This is a genomic window from Pseudomonas sp. H1_F01 (assembly GCF_054681425.1).
Genome location: NZ_CP162823.1, coordinates 1,664,681 through 1,688,910 on the forward strand (window position 1 = coordinate 1,664,681; position 24,230 = coordinate 1,688,910).

A 24,230-nucleotide genomic window follows, 5' to 3' on the forward strand; every position below is an offset into this window, starting at 1 on the left:
ACGCGCGAGTGCTTGCACGGGCAGGTCCTCCAACCGAATTTCGAATTACGAGAAGTGAAACCACTACCATGATGCGCAGCCATTATTGCGGCCAACTGAACGAAAGCCTGGAAGGTCAGGAAGTTACTCTTTGCGGATGGGTCCATCGTCGCCGTGACCATGGCGGGGTGATTTTCCTCGATATCCGTGATCGTGAAGGCCTGGCCCAGGTGGTGTTCGATCCGGACCGCGCTGACACCTTCACCGCCGCCGACCGCGTGCGCAGCGAATATGTGGTCAAGATCACCGGCAAGGTGCGTCTGCGTCCGGCCGGTGCTGGCAACGCCAACATGGCGTCCGGCATGATCGAAGTGCTGGGTTACGAGCTGGAAGTGCTCAACGAATCGGAAACCCCGCCGTTCCCGCTCAACGAATACTCCGACGTGGGCGAAGAAACCCGCCTGCGCTACCGCTTCATCGACCTGCGTCGCCCGGAGATGGCCGAGAAGCTGCGCCTGCGTTCGCGCATGACCACCAGCATCCGTCGTTACCTGGACGAGAACGGCTTCCTCGACGTCGAGACGCCGATCCTGACCCGCGCCACGCCGGAAGGCGCCCGCGACTACCTGGTGCCGAGCCGTACCCACCCCGGCAGCTTCTTCGCCTTGCCGCAATCGCCACAGTTGTTCAAGCAACTGCTGATGGTGGCCGGGTTCGATCGCTACTATCAGATCGCCAAGTGCTTCCGCGACGAAGACCTGCGTGCCGACCGTCAGCCTGAGTTCACTCAGATCGACATCGAGACCAGCTTCCTCGACGAAAAAGACATCATGGGCCTGACCGAAGGCATGATCCGCAACCTGTTCAAGGAAGTGCTGGGTCTGGAATTCGGCGAGTTCCCGCACATGACCTTCGAAGAGGCCATGCGCCGCTACGGTTCCGACAAGCCAGACCTGCGTAACCCGCTGGAGCTGGTGGACGTGGCTGACCAGCTCAAGGACGTCGAGTTCAAGGTGTTCAGCGGCCCGGCCAACGACCCGAAATGCCGTATCGCGGCCTTGCGCGTTCCTGGCGGCGCCAGCATGCCGCGCAAGCAGATCGACGACTACACCAAGTTCGTCGGCATCTACGGTGCCAAGGGCCTGGCCTACATCAAGGTCAACGAGCGCGCCGCGGGTGTTGATGGCCTGCAATCGCCGATCGTGAAAAACATCCCTGAAGCCAACCTCAATGTGATCCTCGATCGCGTGGGCGCGGTTGACGGCGACATCGTGTTCTTCGGTGCCGACAAGGCCAAGATCGTCAGCGAAGCCCTGGGCGCGCTGCGTATCAAGCTGGGTCACGACCTGAAGCTGCTGACTTGCGAATGGGCGCCAATGTGGGTCGTTGACTTCCCGATGTTCGAAGAAAACGACGACGGCAGCTTCTCGGCGCTGCACCACCCGTTCACCGCGCCGAAGTGCTCGCCGCAAGAGCTGGAGGCCAACCCGGCCACCGCTCTGTCGCGCGCTTACGACATGGTCCTGAACGGCACCGAACTGGGTGGCGGTTCGATCCGTATCCACCGCAAGGAAATGCAACAGGCAGTGTTCCGCCTGCTGGGCATCAACGAAGCCGAGCAGGAAGAGAAGTTCGGCTTCCTGCTCGACGCCCTGAAGTACGGTGCACCGCCCCACGGTGGCCTGGCCTTCGGCCTGGACCGTCTGGTGATGCTGATGACCGGCGCCCAGTCGATCCGTGAAGTGATCGCGTTCCCGAAAACCCAGAGCGCGGCCGATGTCATGACCCAGGCGCCGGGTGTGGTGGATGCCAAGGCATTGCGCGAGTTGCACATTCGTCTGCGTGAACAGCCAAAGGCTGAGTAAGGCTGGCACCTGAGAGGGCGCATCTTCGGATGCGCCTTTTCATTGGGGTCGATATTTCTGATTGCCGGCCACTGTGTACGCGCAGGGCGGGCAATGTTCCAAAGAGAAACGGAGCGAGTTATGGCAGGTCATTCCAAGTGGGCGAACATCAAGCACCGCAAAGAACGTCAGGATGCCAAGAGAGGCAAGATCTTCACCAAGTGGATCCGTGAGCTGACGGTCGCGGCCCGCCAGGGTGGCGGCGACCCGGGTTCCAACCCGCGCTTGCGCCTGGCCCTGGACAAGGCGCTGGGTGCCAACATGAGCCGCGATATCATCGATCGGGCCGTCGCCCGTGGCGCCGGTGCGACCGAGGCTGACAACGTTGAAGAGCTGACCTACGAAGGTTATGGCCCTGGCGGCGTGGCGGTGATGGTCGAATGCATGACCGACAACCGCAACCGTACTGCCGCCGCCGTGCGTCACGCCTTCAGCAAATGCGGTGGCAACCTGGGCACCGATGGTTCGGTGGCTTACCTGTTCGAGCGCAAGGGGCAGATCAGCTTCGCGCCGGGCCTCGATGAAGATGCCCTGACGGAAGCGGCCCTGGAGGCCGACGCCGATGACGTGGTCAGCCACGAAGACGGCTCGTTCGACGTGTTTACTTCGTTCGCCAGCTTCTATGCCGTGCGCAACGCCCTGGAGGCGGCCGGTTTCAAGCCCGCCGACGCAGAGATCGTCATGCAGCCGACCACCAGTGCCGAACTGGACCTCGAAGGCGCCGAGAAGGTGCTCAAGCTGATCGACATGCTTGAAGACCTGGATGATGTGCAGAACGTCTACTCTAACGCTGACATTCCGGAGTCGGTGGCTGAACAGCTGGGCTGAGAAAGCCAGTTCAAATATTGACGATTGCCAATGATCAACCTGTGGGAGCGAGCTTGCTCGCGATAGTGATACATCAGTCAACACTGTGCTTGCTGATCCGACGCCATCGCGAGCAAGCTCGCTCCCACAGGTCTGGATAACTCCCCTTCAAACCGCAGGCGCTATGACTTTAATCCTTGGTATCGACCCTGGTTCGCGCATCACCGGCTACGGTGTGGTTCGCGATACCGGGCGCGGCTGCGTGTACGTCGCGTCTGGTTGCATCCGCACCGGGGCGGGTGAACTGCACGAGCGCTTGCAGATCGTTTATCGCGGCGTGCGTGAGGTCATCCAGACCTACGGCCCGGTCACCATGGGCATCGAAAAGGTTTTCATGGCGCGCAACGCCGACTCGGCCCTGAAGCTGGGGCAGGCCCGGGGCGCGGCAATCGTTGCTGGCGCCGAGGAAAACCTGGAGATCGCCGAGTACAGCGCGACCCAGGTCAAGCAGGCGGTCGTCGGAACCGGGGCGGCGAACAAGGAGCAGGTGCAAATGATGGTGATGCACCTGTTGAAACTGGTCAGCAAGCCGCAGATCGATGCCTCCGACGCCCTGGCCATTGCCATTTGCCATGCCCATACCCGTTCCAGCCTGTTGCCTCACGGCCTGGGAACCGCACGCAGTCGTGGCGGGCGCCTGCGTCTCTGATAGCATCAGCGCAATCTTTCGTGAGCCCGAGCATCTTGCGCCTGTGTCGTCGGCCTTCCTGCCCGGGCTGTTACTCGCCAGCCAGCAGGCTGGCCAACACCCAAGGATCTGAAACGTGATTGGACGCTTGCGCGGCACCCTGGCTGAAAAACAGCCGCCGCACCTGATTCTGGATGTAAATGGCCTGGGCTATGAGCTGGAAGTGCCCATGACCACGCTGTATCGCTTGCCGTCGGTCGGCGAGCCGCTGACCCTGCACACCCATTTGGTCGTGCGCGAGGATGCGCAGTTACTCTATGGCTTCGTCGGCAAGCGCGAGCGAGACTTCTTCCGCGAGCTGATCCGTCTCAATGGCGTCGGCCCGAAACTGGCCCTGGCCTTGATGTCGAGCCTGGAAGTCGATGAATTGGTCCGTTGCGTGCAGTCCCAGGACACCTCGGCCCTGACCAAGGTGCCGGGTGTGGGCAAGAAAACCGCCGAGCGCCTGCTGGTCGAACTCAAGGACCGCTTCAAGGCCTGGGAGGCGGTGCCGGCTATGTTCGCCCTGGTGCCGAACCAGCCGGACGCGCCTGCGCCTGCGGTCAGCGCCGAAAGCGATGCGGTCACCGCGCTGATCTCCCTGGGCTACAAGCCGCAGGAAGCCAGCAAGGCGATTTCCGCCATCAAGGAAAAAGGCCTGAGCACTGAAGACATGATTCGCCGTGCCCTGAAGGGAATGATTTAAGTGATTGAAGCTGACCGCCTGATCGCCGCCACGGGCGCGCCCCGTGACCGCGAGGAAATCCAGGACCGCGCGATTCGTCCTGTCAGCCTGGCCGACTACATCGGCCAACCGACCGTGCGCGAGCAGATGGAGTTGTTCATCCAGGCCGCCCGTGGGCGCAGCGAGTCGCTGGACCACACCTTGATCTTCGGTCCGCCGGGCCTGGGCAAGACTACCCTGGCCAACATCATTGCCCAGGAAATGGGCGTCTCGATCAAGAGCACGTCCGGGCCGGTCCTCGAGCGGCCGGGTGACCTGGCGGCGCTGCTGACCAATCTTGAGCCCCATGACGTGCTGTTCATCGACGAAATCCATCGGCTGTCGCCGATCGTCGAGGAAGTGCTGTATCCGGCCATGGAAGATTTCCAGCTTGACATCATGATCGGCGAAGGGCCGGCGGCACGCTCGATCAAGCTCGACCTGCCGCCCTTCACCCTGGTGGGCGCCACCACCCGCGCTGGCATGCTGACCAACCCGTTGCGGGACCGCTTCGGTATCGTCCAGCGCCTGGAGTTCTACAACAACGCCGACCTGGCGACGATTGTCAGTCGTTCGGCGGGCATCCTCGGGTTGCCGCTGGACCCGGACGGTGCGTATGAGATCGCCCGGCGTGCCCGGGGTACGCCGCGGATCGCCAACCGCCTGCTGCGCCGGGTCCGGGATTTTGCCGAAGTCCGCGCCAAGGGCCACATCACCAAGCCGATTGCCGACCTGGCGTTGAACCTGCTGGACATCGACGAGCGCGGTTTCGACCATCAGGACCGGCGCCTGCTGCTGACCATGATCGAGAAATTCGACGGTGGCCCGGTGGGCGTGGACAGCCTGGCGGCGGCCATCAGCGAAGAGCGCCACACCATTGAAGATGTGCTGGAACCGTACCTGATCCAGCAGGGCTACATCATGCGTACCCCTCGCGGGCGCGTGGTGACCCGTCATGCTTATTTGCATTTTGGCTTAAACATCCCGACACGAATGGGTGAGATGCCGGTGGTAGACGAATTCCTCGATGCCGTGGACGATTGAACGAGCTCTGTACGCCGACTTTTTTCCAGTTCGTGCTGTCCCAGACCACGCCTGGAGCGTCAATGCGTTCGAGAATGAAAAAACAGTTGCCTGGCCGATTGGCAACCTGAGGAGTAAGCACTAGAGTATGCGCGCGCAAAACGGGCTGGAGTCGTTCGCACATCGCTGTCGCGTTTATTACGAGGACACCGATGCTGGCGGCATCGTCTACTACGTCAATTACCTCAAGTTTATGGAACGGGCTCGAACCGAACGGCTGCGGGAACTGGGTTTTGCCCAATCCGCGCTGGCAGGGGAGGACCTGTTATTCGTCGTGCATTCCAGCGAAGCGCGCTACCACGCGCCGGCGCGACTGGACGACGAACTGGTGGTAAGTGCCGATGTCATCGAATTGAACCGTGTCAGCCTGCGTTTCAAGCAGCAGGTCAGGCGGGCTACGGATAACGTGCTGCTCTGTGAAGGGCAGTTTTTGGTGGCCTGTGTGCGCACCCATAGTTTGAAACCCCGGGCCATTCCCGAAGCTCTACGTGCGGCCTTTGCCGGCGTGAGCGGCGCGGGTACACACTCAGAGCAGGAGATAAAGCGTGGAAGCTAACGTCGTCGACCATACCTCCATGTGGAGCTTGGTCAGCAATGCCAGCGTCGTGGTGCAGTTGGTAATGCTGATCCTGGTAGCCGCATCGGTGACCTCATGGATCATGATTTTTCAGCGCAGCAACATGCTGCGCGCCGGTCGCCGTGCCCTGGAGAGCTTCGAAGAGCGCTTCTGGTCCGGCATCGACCTGTCCAAGCTCTACCGTCAGGCCGGGAGCAACCCGGACCCGGATTCGGGCGTGGAGCAGATCTTCCGTGCCGGCTTCAAGGAATTCTCCCGTCTGCGCCAGCAGCCAGGCGTTGACCCGGAAGCGGTGATGGAAGGCGTGGCTCGTGCCATGCGCGTGGCCATCTCCCGCGAGGAAGAAAAACTCGAACAAGGCCTGTCGTTCCTCGCCACCGTTGGTTCGGTCAGCCCGTACATCGGTCTGTTCGGCACCGTGTGGGGGATCATGAACTCCTTCCGTGGCCTGGCCTCTGCCCAGCAAGCGACCCTGGCCACCGTGGCCCCGGGTATTGCCGAGGCACTGGTCGCCACCGCCATCGGCCTGTTCGCGGCCATTCCGGCCGTGATCGCCTACAACCGCTTCGCTGCCCGTAGCGAAGCGCTGACCAGCCGTTACTACACCTTCGCCGATGAATTCCAGGCGATCCTGCACCGCAAAGTGCACACCAGCGAAGAATAAGCAGGTATTTCCCCATGGCTTTAATCGCTCGAGCCCGAAACAAGCGCAAGCCGGTTGCCGAGATGAACGTGGTGCCCTACATCGACGTGATGTTGGTGCTGCTGGTCATCTTCATGGTGACCGCGCCGATGCTCAATCAGGGCGTGAAGGTCGATCTGCCCAAGGTTTCCAGCGAAGCCTTGCCGCAGGACAACAACACCCAGGTACTGACCATTTCGATCAAGGCTGACAAGACCTACTACTGGAACCTTGGCAGCGAAGTCGACACCGAGAAGCAGCAGGACCGGGCCATGACCTTGCCGCAGATGACCGATGCGGTGACCAAGATCATTCGTGTCGGCAACGACGCCGGCAAGCGCACGCAGGTCTTCATTCGCGGTGACAAGACCGTCGACTACGGTGCCGTGATGGGCGCCATGGGCGGCCTGCAGAAAGCCGGGGTCGGTAATGTTGGCTTGATCACTGAGGCGCCCTGATGCAGCAACAGCGAGAGCCGTCCGCCTCGGAAAGCTACTTCTGGCCTAGTGTCCTGGCAATCGGTCTGCACGTACTGGTGTTCGGCATGCTGTTCGTCAGTTTTGCCATGACCCCTGAGCTGCCGCCGGCCAAGCCGATCGTGCAGGCGACGTTGTACCAGCTCAAGTCGAAAAGCCAGGCGACCACCCAGACCAACCAGAAGCTTGCCGGTGAGGCGAAGAAATCCGCCGCGCGCCAGACTGAAGTCGAGCAGATGGAGCAGAAGAAGGTCGAGCAGGAAGCGATAAAGGCCGCGGAACAAAAGAAAGAGGAAGCGGCTCAAAAGGCCGAGGAAGCCAAGAAGGCTGATGAGGCGAAGAAAGCTGACGAGGCGAAAAAGGCTGACGAAGCCAAGAAAGCCGACGAAGCGAAGAAAACCGCCGAGGCCAAAAAGGCAGAAGAGAAACAATTGGCTGATATAGCCAAGAAGAAGGCCGAAGAAGAAGCCAAGAAAGCCGCTGAAGAAGAGGCCAAGAAAGCGGCCGCTGAAGAAGCGAAGAAAAAGATCGTCGAGGACGCGAAGAAGAAAGCGGCCGAAGACGCCAAGAAGAAAGCTGAAGCTGAAGAGGCGAAAAAGAAAGTCGCCGAAGACGCGAAGAAGAAAGCCGCCGCCGACGCCGCCAAGAAAAAGGCCCAGGACGCAGCGCGTAAATCCGCCGAAGACAAAAAGGCCCAGGCCTTGGCAGATCTGCTTTCCGACACGCCGGAGCGCCAGCAGGCATTGGCTGATGAGCAGGGCGATGAAGTCGCCGGCAGCTACGATGATTTGATTCGCGCACGAGCGGCAGAAGGCTGGGCTCGTCCCCCTTCGGCGCGCAAAGGCATGACGGTAGTATTGCAAATCGGCATGTTGCCCGACGGTACGGTTACCTCGGTCAGCGTCGCCAAGTCCAGTGGTGACGGTCCGTTCGACGCTTCGGCGGTCGCAGCGGTCAAGAACATTGGGCGATTGACGGAAATGCAAGGAATGAAACCGAGCGACTTTGCTCCCTATCGTTCATTCAAGATGACATTCACACCTGAGGATCTAGCCTTGTGAGAAACCTTCTTCGATCAATGCTGGTCGTTATCTGCTGCCTGGCAGGGATAGCGGTAGCAGAGGAAAAGAACATCCTGGTCACCAGCGGCAGCGACCGGGCGACCCCGATCGCCGTCGTACCGTTCGGCTGGCAGGGCGGTAGCGTCCTGCCGGACGACATGGCGGAAATCATCGGCAACGACCTGCGCAACTCGGGTTACTACGCGCCGATTCCGAAGCAGAACATGATCAGCCTGCCGACCCAGGCCAGCGAAGTCATCTACCGTGACTGGAAGGCCCTGGGCGCCCAGTACATCATGGTCGGCAGTATCGTTCCGGCTGGCGGTCGCCTGCAGGTGCAGTACGCCCTGTTCAACGTCGCCACCGAGCAGCAAGTGCTGACCGGCAGCGTGTCGGGCAGCGTCGATCAGTTGCGTGACATGTCGCACTACATCGCCGACCAGTCGTTCGAGAAACTCACCGGCATCAAGGGCGCGTTCTCTACCCGCATGCTCTACGTGACGGCCGAGCGCTTCTCCGAAAACAACACCCGCTACACCCTGCAGCGCTCCGACTATGACGGTGCCCGTGCAGTGACCTTGCTGCAATCGCGCGAGCCAATCCTGTCGCCGCGCTTCGCCCCCGATGGCAAGCGCATCGCCTATGTCTCGTTCGAGCAGAAGCGTCCGCGCATTTTCGTGCAGCACATCGACACCGGTCGTCGTGAGCAGATCACCAACTTCGAAGGCCTGAACGGCGCGCCAGCCTGGTCGCCGGACGGTTCGCGCTTGGCGTTCGTGCTGTCCAAGGACGGTAACCCGGACATCTATGTGATGAACCTGGCTTCGCGTTCGATCTCCCGCGTCACCAATGGCCCGGGCATCAACACCGAACCGTTCTGGGGCAAGGATGGCTCGACCATCTACTTCACCTCCGACCGTGGCGGCAAGCCACAGATCTACAAGACCAGTGCTGGTGGTGGCGGTGCCGAACGCGTGACGTTCGTCGGTAACTACAACGCCAACCCTAAACTGTCGGCGGACGAAAAGACCCTGGTAATGATCCATCGCCAGGATGGTTTCACTAATTTCAAGGTGGCGGCCCAGGATTTGCAGCGCGGTAGCGTAAAAATCCTCACTGATAGCACTCTGGACGAGTCACCCACTGTTGCGCCCAACGGCACCATGGTAATCTACGCCACCCGCCAGCAGGGCCGGGGAGTCTTGATGCTCGTGTCCATTAATGGACGCGTGAGGCTCCCGCTTCCTACCGCTCAAGGCGAAGTCAGAGAACCGTCCTGGTCCCCTTACCTGAACTGACGCGGCGCTATACGTTTTACTTAACACACTGGGGTTCATTAGGAGTTTCACGATGGAAATGCTGAAGTTTGGTAAATTTGCTGCGCTGGCTCTGGCCATGGCTGTAGCTGTAGGTTGCTCGTCCAAAGGCGGCGACAATGCCGGTGAAGGCGCTGTTGATCCAAACGCTGGTTACGGCGCTAACACCGGTGCAGTTGACGGCTCCCTGAGCGAAGAAGCTGCTCTGCGCGCAATCACCACCTTCTACTTCGAATACGACAGCTCGGACCTGAAGCCAGAAGCCATGCGCGCTCTGGACGTTCACGCCAAAGACCTGAAGTCGAACGGCGCTCGCGTTGTTCTGGAAGGCAACACCGACGAACGTGGTACTCGTGAGTACAACATGGCACTGGGCGAGCGTCGTGCGAAAGCCGTTCAACGCTACCTGGTACTGCAAGGTGTTTCCCCAGCTCAGCTGGAACTGGTTTCCTACGGCGAAGAGCGTCCAGTTGCTACCGGCAACGACGAGCAGTCCTGGGCTCAAAACCGTCGCGTCGAACTGCGTAAGTAATTCGTCATGCGAACGTGCCGTCGTGCTGTAACTGTTCTGGCTCTCAGCCTCGCGCCGCTTGCGGCGTGGGCTGCGGTTCCTGTGGTCGATAACGATGCCGGCTATAACAATAGCGGGAGCAGCTATCCGCCTGCAGGTTACGGTACGAACGGCGCCTATGCCGGGGGAGGGGTTTCGGCCCCTGTCTCGGCACAGGGCGAGCTGTTCAACCAGCTCCAGCAAATGCAGGATCAGCTTTCGCGCCAGCAAGGCGTGATCGAAGTTCTGCAGAATGATATTTCGCGCATGAAGCAGGAAAACCTGGAGCGATACCAGGATCTTGATCGGCGCATAGGAACCGGCGTTGCACCTGCACCTGCCGCGACTCCTGAGAATTCTCCTGCCGGTGGCGACTTGAACGCCCCCGGTGCAGCCGCAGGCGCGGGGGCAACTGCTCCTGCAGCACCTGCCGCCGGTGGCGAGCCGGCTGATCCGGCGAAGGAAAAGCTCTATTACGATGCTGCCTTCGACCTGATCAAGGCCAAGGATTTCGACAAGGCCAGCCAGGCCTTTGCCGCCTTCCTGCGCAAATACCCAAACAGCCAGTACGCGGGCAATGCCCAATACTGGCTGGGTGAAGTGAACCTGGCCAAAGGCGACCTGCAAGGTGCCGGCCAGGCATTCGCCAAGGTTTCGCAACTGTATCCCAAGCACGCCAAGGTGCCGGATTCGCTGTACAAGCTGGCTGATGTAGAGCGCCGCCTCGGTCACACCGACAAGGTAAAAGGCATTCTGCAGCAGGTGGTGGCCCAATATCCGGGTACATCCGCCGCCCAGTTGGCCCAGCGTGATCTGCAACGCATGTAAGTCGGCTTGACCTGTTTTGAAGAAACCCGCGCCTGTCGCGGGTTTTTTCGTTAGAATTCACGCCCTTTTTTATGAAACACGCTTTTTGGGATCTGCGCGTTGGCGGGGTTCCTTGAAGTGCCTGACGGAGGCGGACAGCCTGTTTAGCTGTTACGCCCGTGGCGACTATGCAAGACACATTGAGAATCACCGAAGTTTTTTACTCGTTGCAGGGTGAAACGCGGACGGCTGGGCTGCCCACAGTATTTGTGCGCCTCACCGGTTGCCCGTTGCGCTGCCAATACTGCGACAGTGCCTACGCGTTCAGCGGCGGCACCTTGCGAACCCTCGACGATATCCTTGAGCAAGTGGCCAGTTATCGTCCGCGTTATGTCTGCGTCACGGGTGGTGAGCCATTGGCGCAACCCAATGCCATCCCCTTGCTCAAGCAGTTGTGCGATGCCGGTTACGAGGTTTCCCTGGAAACCAGCGGCGCCCTGGATATCTCGGCCGTCGACCCGCGCGTCAGTCGCGTCGTGGACCTGAAGACTCCAGGCTCCAAGGAAGCGCACCGCAACCGTTACGAGAATATCGAGTTGCTGACCCCCAACGATCAGGTCAAGTTCGTGATCTGTTCGCGGGAAGATTACGACTGGGCCGTGTCCAAGCTGATCCAGTACGGGCTCGACCAGCGGGCCGGCGAAGTGTTGTTGTCGCCGAGCCATCACGATTTGAGCGCCCGGGACCTGGCGGACTGGGTGGTGGCGGATAACCTGCCGGTGCGCCTGCAACTGCAGCTGCATAAATATCTTTGGAACGACGAGCCGGGGCGCTGATATGACTGAACATTCGAACATTGCCGAAAAACGTGCGGTCATCCTGTTGTCCGGCGGCCTGGATTCGGCCACCGTCGTGGCCATGGCCCGTGCCGAGGGGTACCGCTGCTACACCATGAGTTTCGATTATGGCCAGCGCCACCGCGCTGAACTGCACGCTGCCGAGCGAGTGGCCCGGGACCTGGGCGTGGTGGAACACAAAGTGATCGGCCTGAACCTCAATGGCATTGGTGGCTCGGCCTTGACCGACAGTTCCATCGACGTGCCGGAGGCGCCTAGCGAAGGCATCCCGGTGACCTATGTGCCGGCGCGTAACACCGTATTCCTGTCCTTGGCATTGGGCTGGGCCGAAGTGCTGGGCGCTCGGGACATTTTCATCGGCGTCAATGCCGTGGATTACTCCGGTTACCCGGATTGCCGCCCGGAGTTCGTCGAAGCCTTCGAGCGCATGGCGAACCTGGCGACCAAGGCCGGTGTAGAAGGGCAGGGTTTCCGCATCCTGGCGCCGTTGCAGAATCTCAGCAAGGCCGACATCGTCAAGGCCGGTGTGAAGCTTGGCGTGGACTACGGGCTCACTGTTTCCTGCTATCAGGCCGACGATCAGGGCCGTGCTTGCGGCAAATGCGACAGCTGCCGCCTGCGCGCAGAAGGCTTCGCTGCGGCGGGTGTGAGCGATCCAACCCGTTATTTTTGATTTATTTCAAATTAGGTGTTGAATAGTCCTTAGAAATCAGTATTATACGCGCCACCACACAGCGGGTCGTTAGCTCAGTTGGTAGAGCAGTTGGCTTTTAACCAATTGGTCGTAGGTTCGAATCCCACACGACCCACCATTTTTTGCAGTTTTAAAAGTCTGGAAGGCCCACGAAAGTGAGGATTTCCGGATTTTTTTTTGCCTGCGAGAAAGTGGCCGGACAAGTCCCGAATCTGACTGGTGTGGCGCCAGTCCTTGGGAGATTACGCCATTAACCTGGAAAAGCCGGCCTCAACTCCTAGACTGTTGAAGCCCGCTCCTTGTTCAAGCGCAGCGTGCACCTCGTTATAAAACGCGAGAGGTTCGATCAAGGAGGATTCGACATGAAGCTGCGAATTACCCAGTTTGCTCCATTCGATCAGGGCAAGGATATCAAGGCTGATATCAAGGGCGGATGGTGTGCCGGGGTAACCGCCACGGTCGGCATTGCCGTCGGCTCCTATGATGTGGAAGGGCAACCCGATTTTGGGCATTGGGTCGAGCATGTCGCTTTTGTAAAAGCCAAGGCGGCGTTGCTGAAGATCAATTCCAACCTCAACACGGCCGAAACGCTGCAGGCCGTCCTGGGCCGATACCAGCAAACCCGTGACGTCTGCGGTGACCTGCATAAGTCCAAGTTTGAAGCGCGAGGCTGTAAAGTCCTCCTGAGCTTGTCTGGATGGTTTCCAGTGCTGGGTTATGCGTCCTACTTGAAAAACTCCAAATGGCTGACCAACCATATTGGCTACATCATCCGAGGCGGGGACAAGCTGGTGTTGTTCGACCCCAATTACGGTATCGGTTTATTCACCATTGAAGATGCGCTGCCGCTGAACCTGAACGAGCTGACCAAGGCGATCGGCATCCTTGCCTGGAAGAGTGGCCTTGCCAGTTACCTGCTGTCCTACACGGCGGCGACTTCCGTTGTTGACGAAGATCCCTTGCAACTGCGCTTCTCGACCGATACCGAGGAGAAAATCCGAGCCTTGGAAGAGTACAGCAGTCGTTTTTTCACCGGGACAAAGTAGTAGCGTTAGCGGATATGTCGCCCATAACCCTTTGGGTCAAACCGCAATACCATCACCATCATCAACACCATGACCGCCGTGAGCGACCACCAGGCCCACTCAAAACTCCCCAATTGGTCGCGGATCATCCCGGCAATCAATGGCGAGAGGCCGGCGATGAGATAGCCGACACCCTGCACGAACGCGGTAAGGCCGCCGGCCCGGCGTGGGTTGTCCAGGTGGTCGAGGGAGACGATCAGGCTCATGGGGAATAGGCCGCCGATACCCAGCCCCAGCAGGCAGGCCCAGAGCAGGCTGAAGCGTTCCGGGCTGAGGATCAGGCCGCAGAAGCCGCCGATGATCAGGGCCAGCAGGACGGCCAGGACCAGGCGTTTATCCCGGCTGCGGTTGGCAATCGCCGGAGTGACCAGGCCGGATAACACTTCCATTGCCGTGAGGAACCCCAGCAACAGGCCAGCGTGCTGTTCGCTCCAGCCCTTTTCCACGTAGTACGGTGCCAGCCAGGCCAGCACACAGGTGTAGGAGGCGGTGCCCAGGCCAAAGAAAATCGCCAGGAGCCAGGCCCGGGCGTTGCTGGAAAACGCTTCGTGATGCCGGGACGCTCCGTCGGGCAAGGGCGTGATGTTCGAGCGCTGGGCATACCAGCAGCCCAGGGCGACCAGTGCCAACAATGCCCAGATTGCCAGGCCGACGCGCCAACTGCCTGTCTGGGTCAGGACAAAGGGTGAAAACGATGCGGCAATCGCCGCCCCACCCATGATGGAGGTGACGTACAAGCCCATGAACAGCGAGACGTTGTCGGCGAAGCGCGACTTGATCAGTGCCGGCATCACAGCCTGGATCAAGGCGATCCCGAGCCCGGCCACGATCGCACTGGCGATCAACCCGGCGGCGCTGTCCAGATACAAGCGCGAGGCCGTGGCGATGCCAATGATCAACAGCGATAGCACGATGGTGCGGTGTTCACCGATGCGCAGGGCGATGCGCATGCCCAAGAACATCGCCAGGCCCATCGCCATGACGGGCAACATGGTCAGCAGCGAGGCGGTACTGAAACTCAAGGGCACCTCGCCGCGAATAGCTGACAACAACGGCCCGACCGCTGCCATCGAGGGCCGCAGGTTCAGCGCCACCAAGACGATGCTGACCATCAGCCAGATGGCGTGGGTGCTTGAGGTTCGAATATTTTCCATGGAGCCGCCTTTGCTGGGCAAAGGGGCATTTAGGCTGGCTCCGGACGTTGTGGGCAAATTGAAAATTGGACAGAGGTATTTAAAAATTCGATAGCGCTACGGAGCTTGTCCGAGAGCCCAATGCCCATCCCTTGTGGGAGCGAGCTTGCTCGCGATGGCGGCAATACCTGCACATCAGTACGAGCTGACCCACCGCTATCGCGAGCAAGCTCGCTCCCACAGAGGGGAAGGTTTAATCCGGCATCGGGCTCAGTGTCCCCAGCCATGCCACCAACCCAAGGATGGCCACCGCCACAGCGAACTCCAGGACCATGCTGCGCCGCAGGGCTGTCACCGCGACCCTGTGCTCGCCGGTGTGTCGGGCCTGCTCCAGCAATGGGCTCAGGTGAAAGCGGTTCAGCGCGGCGAACACCAGCATGGCCGCGAACAAGACGAGTTTGAGCGCCAGCAACTGACCATAGGTGCTGTCCAGTAGTCCTTCGACGCTTGGGCCGACGATGAACAGATAATTGACCACCCCTGTCACGGTGATGAGCACCACGATCACCGCCCCGGCGGTTTCAAACCCGATCAATGTCCGAGCCAGTACCGCCAACTGCGGTTCGGCCTGGCGAAGCAGCAGGGCAAACGCGGCCAAGGCCCCGACCCAGCCACCCGCTGCCCAGAGGTGCAGGAAGTCGGTGATGAAGTGCCAGTTGCGGCGTGCGCCTTCGTCCATGGCGCCGTGTCCTGCCCAGGCCAGCGTCGCCAAGGCCACGGCCCCGCCCAGCATGACCAAGCCCAGGCTGGCAGTCGGCCAACGTTTATTGAGCGTCACGGCGACAACGGCCACCAGCAGCGCCGCCATCCGCAGTGTCCAACTCGAGCCGACGTCGGTCTCCAACACCATCATTTCAATGTGCGGCCACAGCTCGGCCCAGTCCGCAACGCCGCTCATGGCCCAGGCCATGCACGCCATGGCGGCGAGGGAGAGCAACCCGCCCAGCACCGCCGTGGTCACTAGCAGTGGCGTGAAAGGCAGTTGCGCGCCTGACACCCGTTCCTGGCCTCGCAGGCTATAGAGCCCGAACGCGGCCAGGCCGAACAACAACATCAAATCCAGGTACAGGGCAAAGCGCAGCGCAATGTTGATCGAGTCGCTCATCAACTCACTTCACCTTGAACGTGACGTTACCGGTGATCGGGTGAGTGTCGGACGACACCGCGCGCCATTGGACCTGATAGGTGCCGGCGGTGAGGGGACCATTCGGGACAATGACCATGGTTTTCGGGTCATCGCTGCCGGAGACCTTGGCTGGCATAGGCATGGGCGAATGCGCCGCCATGCCGGGCATCTCGGTCATCATCAGCTTGGCACCGGAAAACTTGGTCATCAGGTTTTCGGAAAAATGCAGCTCGATCTTTGCCGGTGCCGCACCTTCGGCGCCTTCGGCAGGGGTAGAGGACAGCAGTTTCGGGTGGGCCTGGGCCAGGCCACTGACCAACAGGCCGGTGGACAAGGCGACAGCAACAACAGCGGTTTTGATGAATGACATGCAAGGACTCCTACAGCTTGGTTTTTTAGTTTTGAGTGAAACAGGTCAGTGGCTCAGAACCACATGCGCACGCCCAACACCAGGCGGGTTTCGCTGCGGTCTTCGCCTTCTTCACGGGCGTAGTCGGCGGTGTTGCCGTAGACCCGATTCCAGGTGACGCCAATGTAGGGTGCGAATTCGCGGCGTATTTCATAACGCAACCGTACGCCGAGTTCGGTGTCCGACAGCCCTGAGCCGACGCCGCGGGCAGGATCGTTCTTGCCATAGAAGTTGACCTCGGCGGTGGGCTGCAGGATCAACCGATTGGTCAGCAAGATGTCGTAGTCGCCTTCCAGCCGCGCCGCGCTCTGGCCACCTTCGCCGATGAACGCGGTGGCCTCGGCTTCGAAGTTGTACAGCGCCATGCCTTGCACGCCGAAGGCGGCCCAGGTTTGTGGATCGCCCGGCTTGAAGTCCTGGCGTACGCCGGCCACCACGTCCCACCAAGGACTGATGGCGTGGCCCCACAGGGCCTGAAGTTCCGCCTCTTCGGTCTTGCCGTTGAGGCGTTCACCTTCGGAGCGCAGCCACAAACGGTCGATGTCGCCACCGATCCAGCCGGAGGCATCCCAGCTCAGGGCGCTGCCGTCATCGGCGTCTTGCCACTCCAGCTGGTCGATGAGGAAAAACGAATTGATGGCGCTGTCATGCATCGCGTGTCCGCCATGATCCTCGTAGACGGCGGCGCGGTCGGCGGCGGTCAGTTCCGGGATCGGCGTGCGACTGGTGGTCGGCGCTGATTGCATGGGTTCCATGCCCTGCATCGAGTCCATGCCTTGCATCGAATCCATACCTTGCATCTGGCTATGGTCCATCCCGGGCATCTGGCTGTGATCCATGCCTTGCATGTCGTTGCCCGCCGCCCAGGCCGAGGTGGTGGCGCCGAGGGTCAGGCTGGCAATGAGTGCCATGGGGTAGTGAAAAACAGTGGTCATGGTCGGCTCCTCATTCCTGCACCCGAACTTCACGGAACATCCCCATCTCCATGTGAAACAGCAGATGACAGTGGTACGCCCAGCGCCCGAGGGCATCGGCGGTGACGCGGTAGCTGCGCTTGGCACCCGGTGGCACGTCGATGGTGTGCTTGCGCACCATGAACTGGCCGCTCTCGTCCTCCAGGTCGCTCCACATGCCGTGCAGGTGGATGGGGTGGGTCATCATGGTGTCGTTGATCAGCACGATGCGCAGTCGCTCGCCGTACTTGAGCAGCAGCGGCGCGGCGTCGGAAAATTTCACGCCGTTGAACGACCAGGCGAATTTTTCCATGTGCCCGGTCAGGTGCAGCTCGATCGTACGGCCCGGCTCGCGGCCGTCGGGGTCGGGGAAGGTGCTGCGCAGGTCTGAGTAGGTGAGCACTTTGCGGCCGTTGTTACGCAGCCCCATGCCCGGGTCGTCGAGCTTGGGCTTGACGGTCATGGCCTGCATGTCCACCAGGGGGTTGTCTTTCTCGGTGTCGGGATGCGACAGCATGCCGTCCATGCCCTGCATGGCACCGTGATCCATCCCGGCCATGTCGCCCATGCCCTGCATCTGGCTATGATCCATACCTTGCATCTGGCTGTCGTCCATCCCGGCCATGCCCTGCATCGAGCCGTGGTCCATGCCACTCATCTGCCCCATGTCGCCCATGCTGCCGTGGTCCATGCCACCCATGCCCATGTCGTCCATGGTCACCAATGGCCGCGGGTCCAGGGGCGGCACCGGTGCCGACAACCCGGCCCTGGCCGCGAGGGTGCCGCGGGCATAGCCGGTGCGGTCCATGGACTGGGCGAACAGGGTGTAGGCCTCCTGGGTTGGTTCGACAATGACGTCATAGGTTTCGGCCACGGCGATCCGGAACTCATCGACGCTCACCGGTTTGACGTATTGGCCGTCGGACGCCACCACCGTCATCTTCAAGCCGGGAATACGCACGTCGAAATAGCTCATGGCCGAGCCGTTGATAAAGCGCAGGCGAAGACGTTCGCCAGGCTTGAACAGGCCGGTCCAGTTCATGTCCGGCGCCTGGCCGTTCATGAGGTAGGTGTAGGTGGCGCCACTGACATCGGCCAGGTCAGTGGGATTCATCTTCATCTCGGCCCACATCTTGCGGTCGGCCACGGTGCTGGCCCAGCCGTTCTTGCCCACATCGTCAATGAAGTCGCCGACGGTGCGTTTGTTGTAGTTGTAGTAGTCCGACTGTTTCTTGAGCTTGCGAAGGATGTTGCCGGGGTCCTCATCGGTCCAGTCGGTGAGCATCACCACATAGTCCCGTTCGTACTGGAAGGGCTCCGGTTCCCGGGCGTCGATCACCAGCGGGCCGTAGACCCCGGATTGTTCCTGGAAGCCGGAATGGCTGTGGTACCAGTAGGTGCCGTTTTGCCGGACCTTGAACTGATACACGTACATGCCGTCGGGTTCGATGCCCTTGAAACTCAACCCCGGAACGCCGTCCATGTTGGCTGGCAGCAGGATGCCGTGCCAGTGGATGGACGTGGTGTCCTTCAAGCGATTGCGCACCCGCAGGGTCACGGTGTCGCCTTCACGCCAGCGCAGCAGCGGGCCGGGGATGCCACCGTTGATGGTCTGGGCGGTGCGTGGCTTGCCGGTGAAATTGACCGGGCTTTCGCCGATGAACAGATCGAACTCGGTGCCGCTCAGGACGTTGGGCTGGCCCGGGCCGGTGACCGCCCAGACAGGCGCGCGCCACAAGCCCAGGCCGCCGAGGATGCCGCCGGCAGTCAGGCCCTTTACGAAGGTTCGCCGGGAAGTTTTTGTCTGCATACGATGGAAGTCCGTCAGTCGATTCGCAGCGAACACGGGGGCAATCCCCCGGTGTCGCTTTGAAAAGAAGATGACATAAGCCGGCCGGGCAGGTGATTACATTTCGGTCAGCTTGCTCTTGCTGGGGCGCGCGTCCGGTTCCAGGGTCGGGCACAGGTCAGAATGATCTTTTGCATCGACGGGATATTCTGTAGCCTTGCCGGCTTCACGCTGTCCCGTGCCTGATTGATACCCACTTTCCCGGCGGTACCCGAGTGGTCCGGAGCCGGGTGTATACTCGACTTTCGCGCTAAACGCGCTTGCAGGTCTTGCGAACATGACGCAAATTTCCGAACGCCTTCTGGTCCAGGCCCACCTCGACGCCAAGCAGCCCAAGCCGCTGACCGCCGAGCAAGAGGCCTGGTACCGCGCCGCCATCGCCGCCGAGCTCAAGGCTCAGGACGCGGTGCTGGTCGCGCACTTCTACTGCGACCCGATCATCCAGGCCCTGGCCGAAGAGACCGGTGGTTGCGTGTCCGACTCCCTGGAAATGGCCCGCTTCGGCAATGCCCACCCGGCCAAGACCGTGGTGGTAGCGGGGGTCAAGTTCATGGGCGAGACCGCCAAGATCCTCAACCCCGAAAAACGTGTGTTGATGCCCACCCTGGAAGCCACCTGCTCCCTGGACCTGGGCTGCCCGGTGGACGAATTCTCAGCGTTCTGCGACCAGCATCCGGAGCGCACCGTGGTGGTGTATGCCAACACTTCGGCGGCAGTGAAGGCCCGGGCCGACTGGGTGGTGACGTCCAGTTGCGCGCTGGAAATCGTCGAGAGCCTGATGGACAACGGCGAGACGATCATCTGGGGCCCGGACAAGCACCTGGGTACTTACATCCAGCGCAAGACCGGCGCCGACATGCTGCTCTGGGACGGTGCCTGCATCGTCCACGAAGAGTTCAAGTCCAAGCAGTTGGAGGACATGAAGGCGCTGTACCCGGACGCCGCGATCCTGGTGCACCCGGAGTCGCCGACGTCGGTGATCGAACTGGCGGATGCCGTGGGCTCCACCAGCCAATTGATCGCCGCGGCCCAGACCCTGCCGAACAAGACGCTGATCGTCGCCACTGACCGGGGTATTTTCTACAAGATGCAGCAGCTGTGCCCGGACAAGGTCTTCATCGAAGCCCCTACCGCCGGCAACGGCGCGGCGTGCCGCAGTTGTGCACACTGCCCTTGGATGGCGATGAATACCCTGGAGCGCACGCTCAAGAGCTTGCAGGAGGGCGCCAACGAGATCTTCGTCGACCCGGCGCTGATCCCCCAGGCGATTCGCCCGCTCAAGCGCATGCTGGACTTCACTCAGGCGGCGCGGATGAAGCTGGCGGGCAATGCCTGATTGAAGGCGAGAGGCTTGATCGTTCCCACGCTCTGCGTGGGAATGTAGCCAGGGACGCTCCGCGTCCCAAAAAGCCGAACGCGGAGCGTCCGCAGAGGCGTTCCCACGCAGAGCGTGGGAACGATCAAGGATGAACGAAGTTATTTGGTCTTCTTGGGAATCCGCACCAACTGCGTATCCGAGTAGATGTCATGCCAACTGCGCTTGCGCTTGTCGAACAGCGCCCAGATGAAGCCCAGCCCCACCAGCAGCAATGACGCAATCGCTACCACGAACCGCAACAGCGCCTGCCACAGGCTGATGGCAGTGCCATCGGCGTTCTGTACACGGATGCACCACACCTGCATGCCCAGCGTCTGGCCGTTGTGGGTCCAGAACTTGGCGAAGAAGCCGAACAGCACGAACAGCAGTACGGTGGACAGCAGCGGGTCACCGTCCAGTGCGCCGGCTTCGGTCAGGGCGCGCATTTTTTCTTCGCCGATGATCGCCATCTGGATCATCTTGTAGGCACCGCTGGTGACGATCAGCAGCGCCGTGCACAGCAAGAAGTCATAAAACATCGCTGCCAGGCGACGGCCCAGGCCGGCGGGAGGAAAGTCGCCCTGGGGAGTGAGCAGGTGTTTCGACATGACGGCCTCAGTTGAAAAAGAAGCCATTTTACGGATTTACGCCCATAAAAAAGCCCCTGATATCAATCAGGGGCTTTTTTAGTGTGCGAAAGCCTTAGGCTTCTGCTTGAACCTCGTCAGCCTGCATGCCTTTCTGGCCTTGCACAGCAACGAAAGTGACTTTCTGGCCTTCTTTCAGGCTCTTGAAGCCGTTGCCCTGGATGGCGCGGAAATGCACGAACAGGTCCGGACCGCTTTCAGGCGTGATAAAACCAAAACCCTTCTCGTCGTTGAACCACTTGACGGTACCGCTCTGACGTTGAGACATTTTCTTATTTCCTTTGACGCTAAAATTGATGACAGCCTCTTTCGCATGAAAGAGTACTGGGCTGGGTTGCAGGAAAGTAAGAGACGTCGAACGGGATGTAGCGAACTTCATAAGCTACTGCCCAGGTCACGATTCCAAGCGACCCATGCAAACACAGTGACCAAACTCTACGCCAACTACGAATGAAAAAACAACCCCCCGGGGAAGCCCGTATTTACTCAGCTCGCAGGCATTTACATACATCGCCGGGCGGGGCTTATTCGATAGGCTAGTTCAATTGTTAACGACCGTTATAAGCGCCATTGAATGTCTAAGGATATGCACCTTTTTATGGCGGTTGCGTTACACATTAGTGCACGTATAACGCAATCGCGTTACTTATAGAAACAGTCAATCAACCGCGGTAGTAGCGTTGTGGGACGAATGGCATTTTGCTTACAAGTAAAGGCACCTTTTTCCCACGCACGATGGCCCAGACTGGCGTATCCAGCGCGACATAGGCGCTGTCCAGGTAACCCATCGCCAACGGACCGCCCAGGGTCGGGCCGAAACCGCCGCTGCACACCGTCCCGATAATCTCGCCCGCTTCGTTGACGATCTCTGCGCCTTCGCGCACCGGTGTGCGTTCCTGGGGCAGCAGGCCGACGCGTTTGCGCTTCACGCCGCCCTGTTGTTGGGCGAACACGGTTTCAGCGCCGGGGAAACCGCCAGCGCGAGCGCCGTCGGCACGACGTACTTTGGAAATCGCCCACAACAGGCTGGCTTCGATCGGCGTGGTCTCGGTGTTCATGTCGTGGCCATAGAGGCACAGGCCGGCTTCCAGGCGCAGGGAGTCACGGGCACCGAGGCCGATGGCCGCGACTTCCGGCTCGGCCAGCAGGGCGCGGGCCAGTTTTTCCGCATCGGCGGCGGGTACCGAGATTTCGAAACCGTCTTCACCGGTGTAGCCCGAACGGCTGACAAAGCAGTCCACGCCCAGCAGCGTGACGCGCTGGAACTGCATGAAGGTCATCTTCGCCACGTCCGGCGCCAGGCGTGCGAGCACGGTGACGGCAGCCGGGCCTTGCAGGGCGAGCAGGGCACGGGCTTCGAACAGCGGCTCGATGCTGCACTGCGCACCAATGTGGGCCCGCAGGTGAGCCAGGTCCTGGTCCTTGCAGGCCGCGTTGACCACCAGGAACAGTTCGTCATTGCCCAGGTTGGCGACCATCAGGTCGTCGAGGATGCCGCCGTTCTCGTTGGTGAACATGGCGTAGCGCTGCATGCCCACCGGCAGGTCGATGATGTCCACCGGCACCAGGGTTTCCAGGGCCTTGGCGGCGCCTGCGCCGGTCAGGCGGATCTGGCCCATGTGGGACACGTCGAACAGCCCGGCCTGATCACGGGTGTGCTGGTGTTCCTTCATCACCCCCAGAGGGTACTGCACCGGCATGTCGTAGCCGGCGAACGGCACCATGCGGGCACCGAGTTCGAGGTGCAGCGCGTGCAGCGGGGTCTTCAGCAGTTGTTCGGTGGACATATCAGCTCCTGGAAAAAATGTGGAAGTGAGGCAAGCGCATCAGCATTCGATGATGTTGACCGCCAGACCGCCGCGGGCGGTCTCCTTGTATTTGCTTTTCATGTCGGCGCCGGTCTGGCGCATGGTGCGGATGACTTTGTCGAGGGAGACGAAGTGATGCCCGTCGCCGCGCATGGCCATGCGTACCGCGTTGATGGCCTTCACCGAGCCCATGGCGTTGCGTTCGATGCACGGCACCTGCACCAGGCCGCCGATCGGGTCACAGGTCAGGCCGAGGTTGTGTTCCATGCCGATCTCGGCGGCGTTTTCCACTTGCTGCACGCTGCCGCCGAGCACTTCGCAGAGGGCGCCGGCGGCCATGGAACAGGCCACGCCCACTTCACCCTGGCAACCGACTTCAGCGCCGGAGATGGAGGCGTTTTCCTTGTACAGGATGCCGATGGCGGCGGCGGTCAGCAGGAAACGCACCACGCCATCCTCGCTGGCCCCGGGGATAAAGCGCATGTAGTAATGCAGCACGGCCGGGATGATCCCCGCCGCCCCGTTGGTGGGTGCGGTGACGACGCGCCCGCCATAGGCGTTTTCTTCGTTGACCGCCAAGGCATACAGGTTGACCCAGTCCAGTACTGACAGTGGGTCGCGCAGTGCGGCTTCCGGGTTCTTGCACAGCTGGCGGTGCAACGCCGCGGCCCGGCGCTTGACCTTCAGCCCGCCTGGCAGAATCCCTTCGTTGCGACAGCCGGCGGCCACGCAATCCTGCATCACCTGCCAGATTTTCAGCAGGCCGGCACGGGTCTCGGCTTCGGGGCGCCAGGCGCTTTCGTTGGTCAGCATTACCTGGCTGATGGACAGGCCATAGGTGCTGCAATGACCCAGCAGGTCCTTGGCACTCTTGAACGGGAAGGTCAGGGGCGTGGCATCTTCGACGATGCGGTCGGCGCCGGCCGCGTCTTCATCGACGACAAAGCCGCCGCCGACCGAGTAGTACTCGCGGCTGCGCACTTGCAGCCCGGCGGCATCAAAGGCGCGGAAGATCATGCCGTTGGGGTGGAAGGCCAGCGGCTTGCGGATCATCGCCAGGTGCAGCTTTTCATTGAATTCGATGGAGTGTTCGCCGAGCAGGTTCAGGCGACCGCTGCTGCGGATCGCTTGCAGGCGGGCGTCGACGGTTTCGGTGTCCACGGTGTCGGGATGCTCGCCTTCCAGGCCCAGCAGCACGGCCTTGTCGCTGCCGTGGCCCTTGCCCGTGGCGCCGAGCGAGCCGTAGAGCTCGACCTTGACGCTGGTGGTGCAATTGAGCAAGTCATCGCGACGCAGCCCCTCGGCGAAACGGGCAGCGGCACGCATCGGGCCGACGGTATGGGAGCTGGAAGGGCCGATACCGATCTTGAACAGGTCGAACACGCTTAACGACATGGTGTTTCTCCGGTTTCTTTTTATGAGGATCGACGGTGGTTTAAGGTCTGACATGGATCCTTGTGGGAGCGAGCCTGCTCGCGATAGCGGAGTGTCAGGCAACATCTCTATTGGCTGTTACGCCGCTATCGCGAGCAGGCTCGCTCCCACAGGGGATTCGGAGG

25 protein-coding genes and 1 tRNA gene are annotated in these 24,230 nt (G+C 60.9%); 17 read left to right on the forward strand and 9 right to left on the reverse strand.

Features of this window, described 5'->3' with window-relative positions:
• Window positions 1-68 precede the first annotated feature (68 nt).
• The 16 genes from aspS (at window position 69) to AB4O09_RS07665 (ending at window position 13,290) form a co-directional block, all read left to right on the forward strand.
• On the forward strand, window positions 69-1,844 hold the full coding sequence (gene aspS / locus AB4O09_RS07590; RefSeq protein WP_415239346.1) for an aspartate--tRNA ligase: 1,776 nt from the start codon (window positions 69-71) through the stop codon (window positions 1,842-1,844).
• Between the two features lie 120 nt (window positions 1,845-1,964).
• A complete protein-coding gene (locus AB4O09_RS07595; RefSeq protein WP_003205041.1) occupies window positions 1,965-2,711 on the forward strand; it encodes a YebC/PmpR family DNA-binding transcriptional regulator in 747 nt (248 codons plus the stop codon).
• 163 nt (window positions 2,712-2,874) lie between these two features.
• On the forward strand, window positions 2,875-3,399 hold the full coding sequence (gene ruvC, locus AB4O09_RS07600; protein ID WP_003178595.1) for a crossover junction endodeoxyribonuclease RuvC: 525 nt from the start codon (window positions 2,875-2,877) through the stop codon (window positions 3,397-3,399).
• A gap of 115 nt (window positions 3,400-3,514) precedes the next feature.
• Window positions 3,515-4,123, forward strand: a complete 609-nt coding sequence (gene ruvA / locus AB4O09_RS07605; protein ID WP_003205039.1) for a Holliday junction branch migration protein RuvA — start codon at window positions 3,515-3,517, stop codon at window positions 4,121-4,123.
• A complete protein-coding gene (gene ruvB / locus AB4O09_RS07610) occupies window positions 4,124-5,185 on the forward strand; it encodes a Holliday junction branch migration DNA helicase RuvB (protein ID WP_003178599.1) in 1,062 nt (353 codons plus the stop codon). It begins immediately after the preceding gene.
• 127 nt (window positions 5,186-5,312) lie between these two features.
• Entirely contained in the window at window positions 5,313-5,780 is a 468-nt protein-coding gene (ybgC, locus tag AB4O09_RS07615; protein WP_003205037.1) for a tol-pal system-associated acyl-CoA thioesterase, read from the forward strand.
• Window positions 5,770-6,465 (forward strand): protein TolQ, encoded by a 696-nt coding sequence (gene tolQ, locus AB4O09_RS07620; RefSeq protein ID WP_003205035.1) that lies wholly within the window; start codon window positions 5,770-5,772, stop codon window positions 6,463-6,465. Before ybgC ends, tolQ begins: the two co-directional genes overlap by 11 nt.
• A 23-nt stretch (window positions 6,466-6,488) precedes the next feature.
• Window positions 6,489-6,941 (forward strand): protein TolR, encoded by a 453-nt coding sequence (tolR, locus tag AB4O09_RS07625; RefSeq protein WP_161796096.1) that lies wholly within the window; start codon window positions 6,489-6,491, stop codon window positions 6,939-6,941.
• Entirely contained in the window at window positions 6,941-8,020 is a 1,080-nt protein-coding gene (tolA, locus tag AB4O09_RS07630; protein ID WP_003205033.1) for a cell envelope integrity protein TolA, read from the forward strand. The genes tolR and tolA overlap by 1 nt, the downstream gene beginning before the upstream one ends.
• Complete coding sequence (gene tolB, locus AB4O09_RS07635) at window positions 8,017-9,318, forward strand: Tol-Pal system beta propeller repeat protein TolB (protein WP_003205031.1); 1,302 nt, start codon at window positions 8,017-8,019, stop codon at window positions 9,316-9,318. Before tolA ends, tolB begins: the two co-directional genes overlap by 4 nt.
• Window positions 9,319-9,370: 52 nt before the next feature.
• Window positions 9,371-9,868: a peptidoglycan-associated lipoprotein Pal gene (pal, locus tag AB4O09_RS07640; RefSeq protein WP_003205029.1), complete on the forward strand. Its 498-nt coding sequence runs from the start codon at window positions 9,371-9,373 to the stop codon at window positions 9,866-9,868.
• Between the two features lie 6 nt (window positions 9,869-9,874).
• The gene (gene ybgF / locus AB4O09_RS07645) at window positions 9,875-10,714 is read left to right on the forward strand and encodes a tol-pal system protein YbgF (RefSeq protein WP_003205027.1); all 840 of its coding nucleotides are present in this window, start codon (window positions 9,875-9,877) and stop codon (window positions 10,712-10,714) included.
• A 167-nt stretch (window positions 10,715-10,881) separates the two neighbouring features.
• The gene (gene queE / locus AB4O09_RS07650) at window positions 10,882-11,529 is read left to right on the forward strand and encodes a 7-carboxy-7-deazaguanine synthase QueE (protein WP_003205025.1); all 648 of its coding nucleotides are present in this window, start codon (window positions 10,882-10,884) and stop codon (window positions 11,527-11,529) included.
• Between the two features lie 19 nt (window positions 11,530-11,548).
• Complete coding sequence (gene queC, locus AB4O09_RS07655) at window positions 11,549-12,223, forward strand: 7-cyano-7-deazaguanine synthase QueC (RefSeq protein ID WP_161796660.1); 675 nt, start codon at window positions 11,549-11,551, stop codon at window positions 12,221-12,223.
• Window positions 12,224-12,286: 63 nt separating this feature from the next.
• Window positions 12,287-12,362, forward strand: a tRNA-Lys gene (locus AB4O09_RS07660).
• A gap of 244 nt (window positions 12,363-12,606) precedes the next feature.
• Complete coding sequence (locus AB4O09_RS07665; RefSeq protein ID WP_003205022.1) at window positions 12,607-13,290, forward strand: hypothetical protein; 684 nt, start codon at window positions 12,607-12,609, stop codon at window positions 13,288-13,290.
• A gap of 5 nt (window positions 13,291-13,295) precedes the next feature.
• Here AB4O09_RS07665 and AB4O09_RS07670 read toward each other — a convergent pair whose 3' ends face one another.
• From AB4O09_RS07670 to AB4O09_RS07690, 5 genes are all read right to left on the reverse strand, one after another.
• On the reverse strand, window positions 13,296-14,483 hold the full coding sequence (locus AB4O09_RS07670) for a cyanate transporter (protein ID WP_003205021.1): 1,188 nt from the start codon (window positions 14,481-14,483) through the stop codon (window positions 13,296-13,298).
• A gap of 232 nt (window positions 14,484-14,715) precedes the next feature.
• Window positions 14,716-15,627, reverse strand: coding sequence for a copper homeostasis membrane protein CopD (gene copD, locus AB4O09_RS07675; RefSeq protein ID WP_003205019.1), 912 nt, complete (start codon window positions 15,625-15,627; stop codon window positions 14,716-14,718).
• A gap of 4 nt (window positions 15,628-15,631) precedes the next feature.
• On the reverse strand, window positions 15,632-16,018 hold the full coding sequence (gene copC, locus AB4O09_RS07680) for a copper homeostasis periplasmic binding protein CopC (RefSeq protein ID WP_003205017.1): 387 nt from the start codon (window positions 16,016-16,018) through the stop codon (window positions 15,632-15,634).
• Window positions 16,019-16,071: 53 nt separating this feature from the next.
• Window positions 16,072-16,992, reverse strand: a complete 921-nt coding sequence (locus tag AB4O09_RS07685; protein ID WP_013694110.1) for a copper resistance protein B — start codon at window positions 16,990-16,992, stop codon at window positions 16,072-16,074.
• Between the two features lie 10 nt (window positions 16,993-17,002).
• Window positions 17,003-18,820, reverse strand: coding sequence for a copper resistance system multicopper oxidase (locus AB4O09_RS07690; RefSeq protein ID WP_027911867.1), 1,818 nt, complete (start codon window positions 18,818-18,820; stop codon window positions 17,003-17,005).
• Between the two features lie 316 nt (window positions 18,821-19,136).
• Between AB4O09_RS07690 and nadA the strand changes: the two genes are divergently transcribed.
• Window positions 19,137-20,195: a quinolinate synthase NadA gene (gene nadA, locus AB4O09_RS07695; RefSeq protein WP_003205010.1), complete on the forward strand. Its 1,059-nt coding sequence runs from the start codon at window positions 19,137-19,139 to the stop codon at window positions 20,193-20,195.
• Window positions 20,196-20,335: 140 nt separating this feature from the next.
• Here the strand turns inward: nadA and AB4O09_RS07700 are convergent, their stop codons facing one another.
• The 4 genes from AB4O09_RS07700 to AB4O09_RS07715 all read right to left on the reverse strand — a co-directional run bounded on the left by AB4O09_RS07700 (window position 20,336) and on the right by AB4O09_RS07715 (window position 24,066).
• On the reverse strand, window positions 20,336-20,824 hold the full coding sequence (locus AB4O09_RS07700; protein ID WP_003205008.1) for an RDD family protein: 489 nt from the start codon (window positions 20,822-20,824) through the stop codon (window positions 20,336-20,338).
• Between the two features lie 94 nt (window positions 20,825-20,918).
• The gene (locus AB4O09_RS07705) at window positions 20,919-21,131 is read right to left on the reverse strand and encodes a cold-shock protein (RefSeq protein ID WP_003175786.1); all 213 of its coding nucleotides are present in this window, start codon (window positions 21,129-21,131) and stop codon (window positions 20,919-20,921) included.
• Window positions 21,132-21,525: 394 nt separating this feature from the next.
• Complete coding sequence (gene gcvT, locus AB4O09_RS07710) at window positions 21,526-22,650, reverse strand: glycine cleavage system aminomethyltransferase GcvT (protein ID WP_013694108.1); 1,125 nt, start codon at window positions 22,648-22,650, stop codon at window positions 21,526-21,528.
• A gap of 39 nt (window positions 22,651-22,689) precedes the next feature.
• Window positions 22,690-24,066 (reverse strand): L-serine ammonia-lyase, encoded by a 1,377-nt coding sequence (locus AB4O09_RS07715; protein ID WP_003205004.1) that lies wholly within the window; start codon window positions 24,064-24,066, stop codon window positions 22,690-22,692.
• Between the last annotated feature and the right edge of the window lie 164 nt (window positions 24,067-24,230).

Bases quoted from the DNA above. Each gene is read 5' to 3' on its own strand.
- aspS (WP_415239346.1), top strand. From the start codon at position 69: ATGATGCGCAGCCATTATTGCGGCCAACTGAACGAAAGCCTGGAAGGT.
- AB4O09_RS07595 (WP_003205041.1), top strand. From the start codon at position 1,965: ATGGCAGGTCATTCCAAGTGGGCGAACATCAAGCACCGCAAAGAACGT.
- ruvC (WP_003178595.1), top strand. From the start codon at position 2,875: ATGACTTTAATCCTTGGTATCGACCCTGGTTCGCGCATCACCGGCTAC.
- ybgC (WP_003205037.1), top strand. From the start codon at position 5,313: ATGCGCGCGCAAAACGGGCTGGAGTCGTTCGCACATCGCTGTCGCGTT.
- tolA (WP_003205033.1), top strand. From the start codon at position 6,941: ATGCAGCAACAGCGAGAGCCGTCCGCCTCGGAAAGCTACTTCTGGCCT.
- pal (WP_003205029.1), top strand. From the start codon at position 9,371: ATGGAAATGCTGAAGTTTGGTAAATTTGCTGCGCTGGCTCTGGCCATG.
- ybgF (WP_003205027.1), top strand. From the start codon at position 9,875: ATGCGAACGTGCCGTCGTGCTGTAACTGTTCTGGCTCTCAGCCTCGCG.
- queE (WP_003205025.1), top strand. From the start codon at position 10,882: ATGCAAGACACATTGAGAATCACCGAAGTTTTTTACTCGTTGCAGGGT.
- AB4O09_RS07665 (WP_003205022.1), top strand. From the start codon at position 12,607: ATGAAGCTGCGAATTACCCAGTTTGCTCCATTCGATCAGGGCAAGGAT.
- AB4O09_RS07670 (WP_003205021.1), bottom strand. From the start codon at position 14,483: ATGGAAAATATTCGAACCTCAAGCACCCACGCCATCTGGCTGATGGTC.
- copD (WP_003205019.1), bottom strand. From the start codon at position 15,627: ATGAGCGACTCGATCAACATTGCGCTGCGCTTTGCCCTGTACCTGGAT.
- copC (WP_003205017.1), bottom strand. From the start codon at position 16,018: ATGTCATTCATCAAAACCGCTGTTGTTGCTGTCGCCTTGTCCACCGGC.
- AB4O09_RS07685 (WP_013694110.1), bottom strand. From the start codon at position 16,992: ATGACCACTGTTTTTCACTACCCCATGGCACTCATTGCCAGCCTGACC.
- AB4O09_RS07690 (WP_027911867.1), bottom strand. From the start codon at position 18,820: ATGCAGACAAAAACTTCCCGGCGAACCTTCGTAAAGGGCCTGACTGCC.
- nadA (WP_003205010.1), top strand. From the start codon at position 19,137: ATGACGCAAATTTCCGAACGCCTTCTGGTCCAGGCCCACCTCGACGCC.
- AB4O09_RS07700 (WP_003205008.1), bottom strand. From the start codon at position 20,824: ATGTCGAAACACCTGCTCACTCCCCAGGGCGACTTTCCTCCCGCCGGC.
- AB4O09_RS07705 (WP_003175786.1), bottom strand. From the start codon at position 21,131: ATGTCTCAACGTCAGAGCGGTACCGTCAAGTGGTTCAACGACGAGAAG.
- gcvT (WP_013694108.1), bottom strand. From the start codon at position 22,650: ATGTCCACCGAACAACTGCTGAAGACCCCGCTGCACGCGCTGCACCTC.
- AB4O09_RS07715 (WP_003205004.1), bottom strand. From the start codon at position 24,066: ATGTCGTTAAGCGTGTTCGACCTGTTCAAGATCGGTATCGGCCCTTCC.